This is a genomic window from Arthrobacter sp. PvP103 (assembly GCF_017833075.1).
GTDB lineage: Bacteria > Actinomycetota > Actinomycetes > Actinomycetales > Micrococcaceae > Arthrobacter.
Genome location: NZ_JAFIBQ010000001.1, coordinates 730,323 through 744,340, shown reverse-complemented (window position 1 = coordinate 744,340; position 14,018 = coordinate 730,323). Strand labels below are relative to the sequence as shown.

Sequence of the window (14,018 nt, the reverse complement as noted above, 5' to 3'; positions counted from 1 at the left end):
CAGGGATTCACTGGTGGCGGCACAGCCTCGGGTAGGCTAGAGCAGCAGCCAATGCACAACATTGGGCTGCCCGCATTCGAATCAGGAGATTTTGTGACCGCTGACCTCGTCATCGTAGGGTCGGGCTTTTTCGGCCTGACAATCGCAGAACAGGCCGCCACTGAGCTGGGCTTGAAGGTCGTTGTCCTCGACCGGCGCCACCACATCGGTGGGAATGCCTACAGCGAAAAGGAAGAGCAGACCGGCATCGAGGTGCACCGCTATGGGGCCCATCTGTTCCACACGTCAAACGAACGCGTGTGGGAGTATGTCAACCGATTCACAACGTTCACGAATTACGTGCACAAGGTCTACGGCGTCCACAAGGGCGAGGTCTACTCCCTGCCGATCAACCTGGCCACGATCAACCAGTTCTTCCGCGCCAATCTGACCCCGGGCCAGGCCCAGGACCTGATCAAGGAGCAGGCCGGCGAGCTTGCAGGCACCGATCCGCAGAACTTGAACGACAAGGGCATCCAGCTGATCGGCCGGCCGCTGTATGAGGCGTTCATCAAGCACTACACCGGCAAGCAGTGGCAGACGGATCCGAAGGACCTGCCCGCGGGAATCATCTCCCGCCTCCCGGTGCGCTACAACTATGACAACCGCTACTTCAACGACAAGTACGAAGGCCTGCCGACCAACGGTTACACCGCATGGATCGAAAAGATGGCGGAGCACCCGAATATTGAGGTCCGGCTCAACACCGACTTCTTCGACGAGTCGCACGAATACAGCAAGAACAAAGTTGTCGGCAGCATCCCGGTGATTTACACCGGTCCGGTGGACCGGTACTTCGATTTCGCGGAAGGCGATCTGTCCTGGCGGACCATCGACTTCGAAGAGGAGGTCCTCGACGTCGGCGACTTCCAGGGAACGTCAGTGGTGAACTACAACGACGACGACGTCCCGTACACGCGCATCATCGAACCCCGCCATTTCCACCCGGAGCGCGACTACCAGACTGAGAAAACAGTCATCATGCGCGAGTTCTCGCGGGCGGCCGAAAAAGGCGACGAGCCGTACTACCCGATCAACACCGCGGCTGACCGCGAACGCCTGCTCAAGTACCGCGACCTGGCTGCCGCCGAAAAGGCTGTTCTTTTCGGTGGCCGGCTCGGTACGTACAAGTACCTCGATATGCACATGGCAATTGGTTCAGCCCTGACCATGTTTGACAACCAGATCCGGCCGCACTTTGAAGCTGGCGTAAAGCTTGAAAGCGGAGGGGTCGACGCATGAGCGCAGAGTTGTTGGCCGCTCCCGATAAGGGCGGCGGCCTCCTGGACGTGCTCCGGCGCCGCGAACTCCTCCGGCTCATCGTGCGCAAAGAGCTCAAGGTCCGCTACCGCAACTCAGTGCTGGGCCTGCTCTGGAGCTACGTCAAGCCCGGGGTGCAGTTCGTTGTGTTCTATTTCGCCCTCGGGGTCTTCCTGGGCCTGAACAAACAGCCCAACTTCGTGATCTACATGTTCTCGGGCATCATCCTGGTGAACTTCTTTTCCGAAGCCTTCAGCAATGCAACACGGTCCGTCGTTGCGAACGGCGCCCTCGTCAAGAAGATCTTCCTTCCGCGTGAGCTGTTCCCGGTGGCGTCCGTCTGGGTGGCTATCGTCCACTTCCTGCCGCAGTTCCTGATTCTGCTGTTCGCCTGCTTCTTCTTCGGATGGTCACCGAGTATCTTCCAGATCCTCGGTGCCATAGGTGCATTCGTCATCGTCGCCATGCTGTCCCTCGGCCTTGGCCTGCTGTTTGCTGCCGCAAATGTGATGTTCCGGGACTCCGAAAACATCGTCGACCTGATGCTCATGATGGCCACCTGGCTTTCCCCTGTTCTCTACGCCTGGTACTTGGTCAGGGACACCCTGGGGGAGACCTTCTACTTCTTTTACCAGCTCAACCCGATGACGATTGCCGTGGAACTGTTCCACTTCGCATTCTGGGCTCCGACGGCAGCGGTGCGGACTGCTGCGGAGGGCGCCCGGATGCCGGAGAACCTCATTTCGCTGTGGCTGCCGGTGGGCTTGTTGATTTCGTTAGTAATCCTCGCAATTGGCCAGACCGTATTCCGTCGCCTTGAGGGCAGATTCGCACAGGAGTTGTGATGGCGGCAGAAGCAATCATTGTAGAAAACGTATCCAAACGCTTTAACCTCCGGCACACCCGGTCCCTCAAAGAGACAGTGGTTTGGCTCTTCAAGGGACGCCGCGGGGACCTTTCGTCGACGTTCATGGCGTTGGACGGAGTGGACGTCACCGTCGGAGTCGGTGAATCGGTTGCGCTGCTGGGCTTTAACGGTTCGGGAAAATCGACTCTCCTCAAACTCATTTCCGGTGTCATGAGTACCGATACCGGAAGTGTCAGGACACGCGGGAAGGTGGCCGGGCTCATCGAAGTGGGCGCAGGTTTCCATCCGGACCTGACGGGACGCGAAAATGTGTTCCTGAATGGAGTGCTTCTTGGAATGACCGAGAAGGAAACGGAAGCGCGTTTTGATGAGATCGTCGCATTCTCGGAAATTGGAAAGTTCATTGACACCGAGGTGAAGTTCTATTCATCCGGTATGTTCCTGCGCCTTGCGTTTTCAGTCGCCGTTCACACGAATCCTGACGTTTTCCTGATCGACGAAATTCTCTCGGTAGGCGACGAACCATTCCAGAAGAAATGCCTTGCGCGCATCCAGGAACTCCGGGAGTCAGGCTGCACGCTCGTTGTCGTCAGCCATGACCTGGATATGGTGAGCAGGGTCTGTGACAGGGGCGTAGTGCTGCGGCAGGGCAAGAAAGTTGCAGACGGGCCGATCGGGGAAGCAGTCCGTCTTCTCCGGGAAAGCTGAAACGAAGCTGACACACATGTACACGAATGCAGTAGGGAGTGCAGATGAGTAGGGCCCGAAAGCTCTTCGAAGTAATTGACGACGGCGGTTCAGGGCTGGCAGGCGCAGAGCCTCGGCTCTCGGCTCGGGAACTTGGCCTTCTTGTGGGCGGCTTGAACTACCATGCACTAATCCAGCCTGGCCGTGAATTCAAGGTCATAGTCCTCCGGGCCCCGGACGGAGAGTTTCCGCGACTGACCGGGTACGCCTGCCATAGGCATGAGTGGGAGCCGAACCGGGCTGTTGTTTGCACGGTGGGGGTCAAGAGCACGGTGCCGGCAACAGTGCCTGCTGACTCGGCTCCCGTGCCCCTGGTCCTTGACCTGGGTGGAGAACGGGCTGAAGGTGGGGCTACCTTCTACGATCGTCCCGGCCGGAAAGCCAAAGTGCTGCGCCGGGCCCGTTTCGGTGCGCCCATCGCGTTCGACGCCCTGCGCCAGGGCCTGACCGACTACTACGAAAAGCGCATCACGCCGAACCGCCGGCCCCAGAGGCTAGCGCCGATTGAATCGTCTGCGCCGTTGCCCAGGCCGTCGGAACACGGCGAACGTGCCATCATTTTCGGGCTGCATTGGCTGGAAATGGGCGGTGCGGAACGCTGGGCAATTGAAACCATTGCCTTGGCCCGCGAGGCCGGTTTCCTGCCCATCGTGCTGACAGACCGCGAGTCCGCCCACCCCTGGATTGTGCGCCCCGAACTCGACGGTGCGCTGGTGCTGCCGGTTAACCTTCCCATTTCGGACGAGGAAGAAACCCAACTCCTGTTGGCGCTGCTGACGAAGTTTGAAGTCCACGGAATCCATGTCCACCACAACGGGTGGCTTTACCACCGGCTCGCGTGGTTCAAAGCCATGGATCCGCGGATCCGGACGGCGGACTCCCTGCATGTCGTCGAATGGCGGACCGGCGGGTTCGTCGAACTGGCCGTGAAGCTCTCCAACGCCATCGACATGCACCACGTCATCTCGCCGCAGCTGCGGGACTACATGGTCCTGCAGCGCGATGTCCCCAAGGAAAAGGTATCGCTCGCTCCGCTCTACGGCTTGAACGAAGTGCATGACGCCCCGAAGGTCGAGAAGGAACCTGGACGCCCGTTCACCATCTCCTTCGTGGGCCGTCTCAGCCAGCAGAAGCGACCGTATCTGTTCCTCCGTTATGCAGCCCAGCTGAAGCGCTCCGCGGACCGGGAGGTGCGCTTTATCCTCCACGGCTCGGGCGCGCTGGAAGAAGAGACCTCGCGGCTGGTTGCCAAATACGGGCTGACGGATCACCTTGAGCTGCGCCAGCCACCGCATCCCGTGGATGACACGCTCTCGGATTCGGACCTGTTGGTGATTTCTTCGGACAACGAGGGACTCACGCTGACAACCTTTGAGGCGACTGCCCAGGACGTGGCGGTATTGTCTACCGACGTCGGCTCCCAGGCCTCCCTCGTTTCCGCTAGGGCCCTTGTTCCGAGGCAACCTCTCGCTTTCATCAGGGAAGCTGTCGAGCGGACCAAGGCGATCATGGCCTCGGAGGAGCTGCGCGAAGAGATCGTGGAAGAACAAAGGCAGAAGATTGCAGCGCTGAAGGAACTCCCCGAAGCGCGGAAGTGGACCACTGAACTTTACGAAGGATGGAAAGCATGACCGACCAGGTCGCAGCCGTAGTCGTCACCTACAACCGGGTCGACAAGCTCGGAAGGGTTTTGGACTCAATCCTTGCCCAGACCCGGCCCGTCGATCGGTTGATTGTGATCGACAACGCCAGCACAGATTCAACGCCGCAGCTGCTGTCCGTATATGACGACGATCCCCGCGTGGAAGTTGTCCGGCTCGATTCCAACACAGGCGGGGCCGGGGGATTCGCTGCCGGCATGGAACGTGCGTATGAGCGCGGCGCCGACTGGGTGTGGATCATGGATGACGACTGCTACACCGAGGAAACAGCCCTTCAGAAACTCCTCAGTGGCCATGCGGAAGCGGAACAGGAACTCGGCCGCAATGTACCGTACAGCTGCTCCCTGGTCCGCTACACGGACGGCTCGATCTGCGAGATGAACAACGCCGGCGCCACGTGGGATTGGGGACGGCTGATCGCCAAGGGCCAGCGGGCGGTGCTGATCACCAACTGCTCATTCGTTTCAGTGCTGATTCCGCGACGCTCCATCGCCAAGTACGGCCTGCCCCTGGTGGAATACTTCATCTGGTTCGACGATATGGAGTACACGCTTCGGATCAGTGCGGACGGACCCGGAGTCCAGATCCTCGACAGCGTTGTCACACACGACATGCCGACGAACCGCGGCGTCAACTTCGGGGACCTGAACCCCGGCAATGCATGGAAGTTCCTCTACGGGGCGCGGAACGAGTCATCCTACCGCTGGCACCATGACGACAAGCTTGCCTGGGTACAGTTTGTGGCAACCACCTACGCTTGGATGGTCAAGGGCGGTGTGGGACGCCGGCTGCAGCTGCGGGTTGCCAAGGAGATTCTGGCCGGTCTCAAGTTCGACCCGAAGCCGAAGATGGCCCGCAGCGTCCGCTGAGGGCCTGGTAGTTGAGCAACGAGGGGCCCCGCTAGTTGAACTGGGAGCAGTTCAACTAGCGGGGCCCCTCGTCTTTGTTTGTGGCCGGCGCCATGCAGACCAAGGCCTCCGGGGCTACTGGACCGGATACAGCGAAAGAGCTTCTGTACGCTTAAGACTCGCGAGCCGCAACGCCGTAGCTTCAAAGTCCGGCGAGCCGGTCGGCTCCGGCAGGGCGGCGTCCTCCTTGGTGGAGGCGTAGGTCCACCCTGTTCCGAGGTCCAGCAGTGAGCGGTGCTTGACGTCGTAGTAGTCGTCCAGGATGCCGATGGCCACACCCTTGGCGCCGGCAGAGGCCGCCACCATGTGGGGATGGTACCGGGACGTGTACCAGAGCTGACCGCGGCGGACGGGCAGGCCGTCACTCCAGACTTGCGTGAAAGGAACGAAATTCTCCTCCGGGATGAGGCCTTCCAAGGCGTCGAACATGCGCCGGTCCGAGCCGGGTATCGCCTCCACGTAGCCGACCGTGAGGCCCTTGGCAAGCGAGTTCTCAACGACGACCCGCAGTTTGTCCCGCAGCCGGTCGAATGCGGGTGCATCCGTCATGTCGCTCTGGATGCACAGCATCACGTCTTTCGCGCGGGACACGACCACATGCGAGTTCTTGCTCCGGCTGAGCTCGTGGGGCAGTCCAAGGAACACGTCATCCAGCCCGGTCTCGAGGCCCAGGAAATCCGCGCTGGGGTCATCGCGGACACTGACGGCTGAGAAATCGGCAAAGGTCTTCTGCAGCTGTTCGGCGTTCTCCGGCAGCGGCATCAGGCCGAGGCCGGAGGCGACGAGGCGGGCGCCGTTCAGCTTGCCTGCAGCTGCCATGCCCGAAACAAGCCCCACATGGTCAGGCCAGACGCCATTGACATAGCCGCCGCCCAGGAGATGAATGGAATCCGCCTGGCCGAGGGCGAGGAGGCCGACGTCATACATGGGGGTCCCTCCGTGGGCCACGAGGTTGCCGACGTGGTCCCACACCGCCTGCGCCGACTGGTCCGGAGCTTCGGCGCAGGAACGCCAGAGCGTATTGGTGGCGTGGAAGCCGGGATGGATCCCGGCGAACAATGCGGTTGCCGTACCCGGCTGCGGGCAGTCCAGCCATACGGATGCGTCAGGCCGGACGCGGGCAAGGAATCGCAGCCAGGACGCCACGATCAGCTCATCGCCGTAGTTTGGATTTCCGCCGGAGGCGATGAGATAGAGGTTTTTTCCCATCCCTCGAAAGTATCACGGCAGGACCTTTCGCCCGGCCGCCGGGGCCGTCTATGTCGCCGACTGTACGCAGCCATCCGGTAGTCTAGAAAGAGTGCCCTTGAGGCGCGGACGCAGCGAAAGTCCCGAGGGAATCCCGCCCTGATAACGCAGAGGAACTGCATGCCGGAAAATGTGATGTTACAGACGCCACCCAAGACGGCTGCCCGCGCAGTACAACAGGTCCACGCACTGACCGGCGTGCGCATCGTAGCGGCCATGTGGGTAGTGCTGTTCCACGTTCGCGGCAACATCGCCTCGGAGTTTCCTTGGTTGGGACACGTCGTCGGCCCGGTTCTTGCACACGGGGAGCTCGGCGTGGACCTCTTCTTTGCCCTCAGCGGCTATGTGCTGGCGTTGAACTACGGTGAGCGCATGGGGTGGCGGCTGGATCGTAATGCCACCGTCAAGTTCTGGTGGGCTCGCCTGGCGCGTGTCTGGCCGGCGTATGTATTCATGCTGGTGTTCGCCGCCGTATGGCACGGGATCCTTCTCGCCCGGCAAAGTGATGATCCTGTAGATGTGCGCGACTACAGCGTTGGCAGCTTCCTGCGCCAACTCACGCTTGTGGTGCAGTGGACTGAGCCCGGTTTCGACCGGTTGACCTGGAACGGAGCCGCGTGGTCAGTCTCCGCCGAGGCATTCGCGTACCTTTTGTTCCCCGTGATGGTCCTTCTGATTTTCCGCCTCAACAGGTCGCTCAGCACCCGCTCCCTGGTGATCATGGCCGGAGTGCTCCTGTTTCCCGTGGTGTTCTTTTCCTACGTGCTGGGCCTCTACGCCGGCTGGATGTGGCTGCTCCGCATCCTTTGTGCCTTTATGGCCGGGGCGCTCATGTTCTACATAGTCCGGCGGGTGCCTGACACTGCCCGGAACCGGCTGATGGCAAGCCACATCATTGTCCTGGCGACGGCCGTCATTATTGCCGGATGCTACTGGATGGATCTCACTGCCCGGCCGCGTTACATAGGACTGCTGATCCCTGTACTCGTGGTGATTGTCGGAGCCTTGGGAATGGCCGACCGGCACGTGGCAAAGGTCCTGGGCAGTAAAGCGCTGGTGGTGGGCGGAATGGCCTCCTACAGCATCTACCTCGTGCATATGCCGCTGATTGAGATCTTCTGGAAGCTGCAGATGACATTCCCGGCGACCCTCGGCACGGGAACGGTGGGGGCCAAGCTCGGCTTCATCCTGATACCGGCCGTGGTGTCCGTGTTTGGCTACTGCCTGTGGCGGTTCTTCGAAGAACCGGCCCGCCGTAAGATGCGTGTGATGTCGACCCAGCAAATCCCGGAACGGGCCGTTGATGATCCCGAGGTCGGCCACAGCCACATCCATGGCGCGGCCGACCGGAAACCGTCCTAGACGGTACTTTCCACCGCGTGTTCATGGCCCATGCGCTTGCGTAGCCGCATGTACGCCAGCCTGCGGGCATAGGACATGGCCACAGCCTTGAGGTTGCCAGTCAGCAGATCAAGACGGCTGAGGACACCCGGGTGCGTCCGCGCAACGTGGTTGTGGAACGCGATGGCCTGATCTGACTGCTGCCTCGCCAGTCGGACGCTCCACTGGCTGGCGCTGATGCGGAATTTGGCCAGGCTGCGACGGATTGCCACGACGTCACCGTGGAAGCAGATCCGGGCGTACGTCGCCTCATCGATAAGGTACGGGTGGGTATTGTCCCAGCCCCCTTCCTTCTCAAGCAGGTCCCGGCGGAACATAACACACGCCGGTTCCCCAAAGATGTTGGAACCGGCCACAACCGTGGCCCGGACGGCCTTTGCCCCGCTCACCAGTCCTGAGATGCCTTGAAGGCCCCTGCTTTTGATGAATACTTCGCCGCTGGAGTCGACCAGATCGCGCTGGCTGGCTACCAGGACCGCCGTCGGATGCGCTTCGAAAGCTGCCACCTGCTCGGCGAGTGCCGTCGGTGCAACAATGTCATCGCCACAGACCAGCTTGACGTACTCACCCCTGGCCTCGGCGCTGACTCTGTTCCAGTTGGCCTGGGCACCGCCGCCGACGGGCGTGGGGCTGAGGATGCGGAGCTTCGGGTGGCCGCTGTATCCGTTGATGACGTCCGTCGTTCCGTCAACTGACGAATGGTCGGCAATGACCACCTCATAGTCGTCATAGGTCTGGTTCAGGACTGAATCAAGCGTTTCAGCAATGTACTGCACATTGTTATAAGCGGGGATGACTATGGAGACTTTCGGTTTCATGCCGTCTCTTCCTCTTTAGTGCCGTTTACGGGGGCGGTCTGTGCGTGCTCCGGTGCATGTTTACGCCGGAATGAAAAGTGCCGGTGCCCAAAGTAGCTGATGATTACGGACAACAGGGTGATGGCCAGTTGCGTCGGGATCCTTGGGAACTGCAGGAGGTCAGCAAACAGTGAGAGCAGCCCGATGTTAACCAGCAGGGACGTGAGGTTGACGAGCGCGAATCGGCCCAGGTCCAGCCAGACATGTCCTTTGACGCGGAAGACAAGCTTCCGGTAGACGAAGAAGACCGCGATGAGCGAGACCGTCCACGACGCGGACAAGAGGATGAAAGAGGGAGCCTGAGGGAACGCCAAGGCCAAAACAATGAAGAGGCCCGTGCTGAAGGCTGTGTTGGCGCCCCCGACGAGGAGGAAAGCAACCCGCTGATCTTTGACGATTTTCATCAGCGGACCGGGCGGGCCGGAATGGATTCCGCGCACCGGCTCGTCCGCTGTGGGCGGATGGGAAGCCACTATTTGTCCTCTTTTCTCAAGGCGTATTCCGGCTCTGCCCCGCCGGAGCGGAGCGAGGGATCGGGGGAGGGATGGGGCGCGGAAGCGCTCGGATCGTTGCCGGCCGGGCGGTCAGCTAACGACGACGGCCCGTCAGGTGAGCCGGACCGCCGTCGGCCGCGCAGCGCATGGACCACAGACCAGGCGGCACCAAGAAGAAGTGCGGCAGCCAAGGAAGCGATTTCGAGGGTCCATCCTGGCGGCTGGAACGAGACGGTCACGGTTTTGCCGGCCATGTCCGGAGCCACGTTGACCGTCAGGAGGTAACCGCGGAGCGGATCGACGATGGTGGCGCCGTCAGCCGTGTAACCCGGCCACGCGATGCGGCCCAGCGTCACGGTCCCGCCGGAAGCGGGGACCTCGTCCACCTTGAAAGTGACCTGGCTGCTGGAGTTGGACACCGGCTCGATTTCAGTACCCTCGGACGCGTAGACGGGAGCGCCTACCGACCCGAGGGGCACGTTCCGCGTCCACATGACCGTATTCGGAGTCCGGGATGCAACAGACCAGCCCGACGGCGGGACCGCCTTGGCGAGTTCGGCACCGTTCGGGTCGGCCGCATCCCGGACTATCTGGACCGTGTCCACGCGAAGGAGGTCTGCGAGCGGCTTGCCCGATGTCGGGTCGATTTCAAACAGCTTGGTGCTGAGTTCTTTGCACGTCTCACCGCGGGAAGCAATGCAGAGGTCTTTCGAATAGGCCGCATTCTGGATGGGGCTGTAGAGGTTGTGCACTGACCCGGGGTTCAGGTACCACATGTTGCCGACAAGCGACTCGGTCCAGATCGACGGGTCCAAAGCGGACGGCGTACCCACGACGACCGCCTGCCCCTTGGCGCCGGAGAGCTGTGTGGAGTACTTCGACGTGTCCGCGGGCAGTTTGAAGTCCTGAACGGGCGGGTTGGGAAAGTAGTAATGCTGCGGGAAGGCCAACGCAAGGGATGTCGCCACCAGGACAGCCGCCACCACTCCGTCGGCCTTCGACTTGGCGCGGATCAGGCGCAGTGCCACCGCAGTCAGGGCAAATCCGACGGCCATGATGAGCACCATGCGTGCGCTGACGGTCCACAGCTCCGGTTTGCCCGTCCACCCCAGGTAAACGCTCCCAATGAACACCGCGGCTGTGCTGACCCAGCGCACGCCGGAGACCTTGCGGACCCGTGCCAATGACAGGGCGACGCATAAGAGCACGATGGTGGCGAGGCAGACGTACGGCATCAACCGGACGGGCGTCCGGAGTGGTCCAAGGTCGCTGGGAGCCAGCGTCAGCATCAATGACAGCAGCAGGAACACCGGGACACTCGCAATTCCCGGGGTCAGGCGCCGCAACTGACGGAAGTTGACCAGGGCAAACAGCGGGAGGAACCACGCTATGTAGGTCAGCGGCGCGGGAGCGAACGGCCCCCACCACCAGGAAGCAACCTGCGGAAGATTGCTTGGAAGTGCCGATCCGGCCAGGCCCGTGAGGTCAACGGTAAGGAAGTTGGTGTTGGCGACCACTTGCGTGCGCGCGGTGCTGCGTAGGGTGAGGACTCCCGGGAGGTAAACGGCCAACGCCACCAGACCCAGGAGGATACCGGTGGACACGGTCTTCACGAGGGGCTTCCACTTCCGGCGCACCAGCAATTCGACAATGACGGCGACGAACAGCAGGACCATCATGATGGTGCCGTGGACATAACCGACCGTGACGAGGAAGTAGCCGGTGATCAGAACGGGCAGGGGCGACTTCTGCTGGTAGCACATCCTTCGCAAGGACCACCAGACAAAAGGCAGGAAAGCCCACACCATCAGTCCTGTCACCCAGGACGGAGAATCGAGGTAGACGGTAAATCCGGCAAGGGTGGAGGCGACTCCGGCGACAAAGGCCCACGGCGCCCGGGCACCAAGGTTGCGGCTGACCAGGTAGATACCGATGCTGGCTGTGGCCAGAAGGGCGACTTTGACCAGGGTGGAGAAAACCAGGGCGTTAGTGAAGAACGTGGACGCCAGGCCGATGCCCAGGGTCAGGGGACTAAAGATGCCCCATTGGCCCTCGGCAGCGTAGTTGCCGGCCTGCCAGCCTTCGGCGCTGAAAAACGGCCATTGACCTGAGCGGAGCATTTCGCCAATTTCGCGCCAGATGGGGTAGGCGCCGATCTGGGTGTCGTCATAGAAGTAAAACCGGTGGTTGAAAATGACCGGCACTAATGCAGCCAGGATGGTGGCCACCGGCGTGGCCAGGGCCCACAGCCACCCAGGATTTCCGGTCCTGGCCGTTGTGGGTCGTTCTTGAATATTCAACTCGGCACGGTCTCTTTCTGTTGCTAACGCTCCATCTAGGGTACCGAACGGGGCGGATTACCCAGTTTTCGCTTCAGCTGGAAGCAGGCGGACGAAGTCGTCGCTCCGCTACCAGGAGCCTGAGGCGCTTCTCAGTGTCTGCATGTCCCGGACGGTCGCGTCGATTCCCACCGGCAGGGGAGTGAACTGGCGGTTGTCGAGTTCCGTCCAAACCACCGACCTCAACCGAAGATCGTGTGCCTGAGCCTTGGCGAACGGCGATGCTCCGAGGACTATGCGCGGGCGGCGCTTAAAGACGGTCTTACACGCGCCAATCAGCGCGCCGATGGTGTCTGCCCGCTGAGTGGCGATGATCTTTGTCACCGTCTGTCCTGCAACGACGTCGGATCCGGACAGCCGGTCGAGGCAATCGGCTATCAGGGCCGCGGCGTCGTCAATAAAGATGTAGTCGCGGAGCGTGTCCAGGGAAACGTAAACAGAAACCGGTTGGCCCGTCAGGTAGGCCTTCGCGAAGACTGAAATGAGGCCCTGGGGCTTGGCCAGGTTCTGTCCGGGCCCGTAGAGGTTGGCAACCCGGCCAATCAACATGCGGGTGCCTGAGGTTGACGCGAACGCGGTGGCGGCGCTTTCCGCGGCAAGCTTGGCAAAACCGTAGGGGGCGAGCGGCTGGGTGATGCTCTCTTCGGAGTACGGCGGATCAGGGGCGCCGGCATAAACGCCGCCGGCCGACGAGGCCAGGAAAAACCGGCCGGGTGCGGAACCGGGCATGCACAGGATCCCGGCAATGGAATCCAGTGCGGCCTTGAACACGTCGAGTTCGGAGTCCAGCTCGGCTTGGGATGTTCCGGTGACGCCGGCGCCGGCGCACCAGGCGATCACCCAGGGTCTGCCGTCAGCGAGGGTCCTCAGCTGTTCGGCTCCGGCGGCCAGAGCCGCTTTGGCAGCGGCAGCGTCGTTCCAGGGAATCGAGGAGGTGAGTACGTCATGGCCCCTCGACTTGAGTACGGAGACGAGGCCGCGTCCCAGCAGGCCGCCTGCGCCGACGACCCATACCGGATCAGGCATTGGGCGTGTTTCCCCCGGATGCTGCGGCTGTTCCATGATTCGTGGCGGCTGCCACGGTGCCGGTCTTTCCGAGGGGACCCACGGCAGGGTCGCTCACGATCAGGTAGGCGGGCTTACCCATGGCCATGTTGACGTTGACGCCGACGTACTCGGCGATGACCCCCAGGGAGAACAGAATGGCTCCGGTGCTGATGAGGATCACGATCATGGTGGACGTCCATCCCTGCTGCCCCGCGCCGTGTCCCGTCAGGTAGGAAATGAAGAGGTAAATGGCAAGGCAGATGCCGAGGAACGCGAACAATGCCCCGATCAGGCTGACCAGACGGAGCCCGCGCGTGCCGCTGGAGATGACCATGCGCCAGAAATGGGACAGCAGGGTGCGCAGCCGGTAGCCGGAGGCGCGGTCCCCCTCTTCCCGAAGAGCTACCGGGCAGGTGGCGACGTTCGAGGCAATCCACCCCAGCGCGACGTCGAGGTACACGGCGTTGCCGGCATAGGCGGCCACGGAGCGGGCAACCTCGCCGGTGACGAGCCGGAAGCTTTGATAGTTGGGTGCGTCGTTACTCGACAGGAGTGCAGACACCACCTTCTTCGCACCCTTTGAAGCGGCGTTCCGGAGGAATCCGTGCGGAGGCTTATTGGTGGGCAGCGCATACACCAGCGTTGACTGCCGGGCCATGGCGGTATCCAGCATGTCGCCGATAGCGGCGGGATCGTGCTGGCCGTCCTCATCCATGGTGACAACCCAGTCACCGCCGGCGGACGCCATGCCGGCCAGAGTGGCGGGGTGTTGTCCGAAGTTGCGGCTCAACCACACCCCGCGGACGATGTCGTAGCGTGCCACGAGGTCACGGATGACCTGCGCAGAGCCGTCCGGGCCGTGATCGAATACGAGGAGGACTTCTGCAATGACGAAACGGTGGCCGGCCGGCGAAATTTGCGGTTCCGCGAGTCCCATCAGTTCCGCAACGACCGCCGGCAGCGTCTTTTCGCCTTGGTAAACAGGTACGACGACGGAAATACGATGGGTGCTGGCCGAAGAGCCTGTCACTGCATTGGTCATGTGCACAGAGTCTACCGGTTTGGCGACAATGCAGTGTGACGCGTGGCCGGCCCCGGAGGCCGGCCGCGGCGGCCGCAGGCCTTAGAATCTTTATTTGTAACCGAGCA

12 protein-coding genes are annotated in these 14,018 nt (G+C 61.8%); 6 read left to right on the top strand and 6 right to left on the bottom strand.

Annotated features, from left to right (window positions below):
• Positions 1-93 precede the first annotated feature (93 nt).
• The 5 genes from glf to JOE41_RS03445 are packed head-to-tail and all read left to right on the top strand — an operon-like array spanning position 94 to position 5,444.
• Complete coding sequence (gene glf / locus JOE41_RS03465) at positions 94-1,281, top strand: UDP-galactopyranose mutase (RefSeq protein ID WP_209750898.1); 1,188 nt, start codon at positions 94-96, stop codon at positions 1,279-1,281.
• The gene (locus JOE41_RS03460; protein ID WP_209750895.1) at positions 1,278-2,144 is read left to right on the top strand and encodes an ABC transporter permease; all 867 of its coding nucleotides are present in this window, start codon (positions 1,278-1,280) and stop codon (positions 2,142-2,144) included. Before glf ends, JOE41_RS03460 begins: the two co-directional genes overlap by 4 nt.
• Complete coding sequence (locus JOE41_RS03455) at positions 2,144-2,875, top strand: ABC transporter ATP-binding protein (protein ID WP_043482624.1); 732 nt, start codon at positions 2,144-2,146, stop codon at positions 2,873-2,875. The genes JOE41_RS03460 and JOE41_RS03455 overlap by 1 nt, the downstream gene beginning before the upstream one ends.
• Before the next feature lie 44 nt (positions 2,876-2,919).
• On the top strand, positions 2,920-4,545 hold the full coding sequence (locus tag JOE41_RS03450; RefSeq protein ID WP_209750893.1) for a glycosyltransferase: 1,626 nt from the start codon (positions 2,920-2,922) through the stop codon (positions 4,543-4,545).
• Positions 4,542-5,444, top strand: coding sequence for a glycosyltransferase family 2 protein (locus JOE41_RS03445; protein WP_200891024.1), 903 nt, complete (start codon positions 4,542-4,544; stop codon positions 5,442-5,444). The genes JOE41_RS03450 and JOE41_RS03445 overlap by 4 nt, the downstream gene beginning before the upstream one ends.
• A 114-nt stretch (positions 5,445-5,558) precedes the next feature.
• On the opposite strand, the gene JOE41_RS03440 is transcribed toward JOE41_RS03445, so the two are convergent.
• Complete coding sequence (locus JOE41_RS03440; protein ID WP_209750891.1) at positions 5,559-6,692, bottom strand: polysaccharide pyruvyl transferase family protein; 1,134 nt, start codon at positions 6,690-6,692, stop codon at positions 5,559-5,561.
• 174 nt (positions 6,693-6,866) lie between these two features.
• Between JOE41_RS03440 and JOE41_RS03435 the strand changes: the two genes are divergently transcribed.
• On the top strand, positions 6,867-8,093 hold the full coding sequence (locus tag JOE41_RS03435; protein ID WP_209750888.1) for an acyltransferase: 1,227 nt from the start codon (positions 6,867-6,869) through the stop codon (positions 8,091-8,093).
• Here the strand turns inward: JOE41_RS03435 and JOE41_RS03430 are convergent.
• From JOE41_RS03430 to JOE41_RS03410, 5 genes are all read right to left on the bottom strand, one after another.
• Positions 8,090-8,950, bottom strand: a complete 861-nt coding sequence (locus JOE41_RS03430; protein ID WP_209750886.1) for a glycosyltransferase family A protein — start codon at positions 8,948-8,950, stop codon at positions 8,090-8,092. The two genes, JOE41_RS03435 and JOE41_RS03430, sit on opposite strands and share 4 nt — an antisense overlap.
• Entirely contained in the window at positions 8,947-9,462 is a 516-nt protein-coding gene (locus tag JOE41_RS03425) for a GtrA family protein (RefSeq protein ID WP_052500581.1), read from the bottom strand. The genes JOE41_RS03430 and JOE41_RS03425 overlap by 4 nt, the downstream gene beginning before the upstream one ends.
• The gene (locus tag JOE41_RS03420) at positions 9,462-11,783 is read right to left on the bottom strand and encodes a YfhO family protein (protein WP_209750884.1); all 2,322 of its coding nucleotides are present in this window, start codon (positions 11,781-11,783) and stop codon (positions 9,462-9,464) included. The genes JOE41_RS03425 and JOE41_RS03420 overlap by 1 nt, the downstream gene beginning before the upstream one ends.
• 108 nt (positions 11,784-11,891) lie before the next feature.
• Positions 11,892-12,848 carry an NAD-dependent epimerase/dehydratase family protein gene (locus JOE41_RS03415; protein WP_209750882.1) on the bottom strand — a complete coding sequence of 319 codons (957 nt, stop codon included), beginning with the start codon at positions 12,846-12,848 and terminating at the stop codon, positions 11,892-11,894.
• Positions 12,841-13,911, bottom strand: a complete 1,071-nt coding sequence (locus JOE41_RS03410; protein ID WP_209750873.1) for a glycosyltransferase — start codon at positions 13,909-13,911, stop codon at positions 12,841-12,843. The genes JOE41_RS03415 and JOE41_RS03410 overlap by 8 nt, the downstream gene beginning before the upstream one ends.
• Between the last annotated feature and the right edge of the window lie 107 nt (positions 13,912-14,018).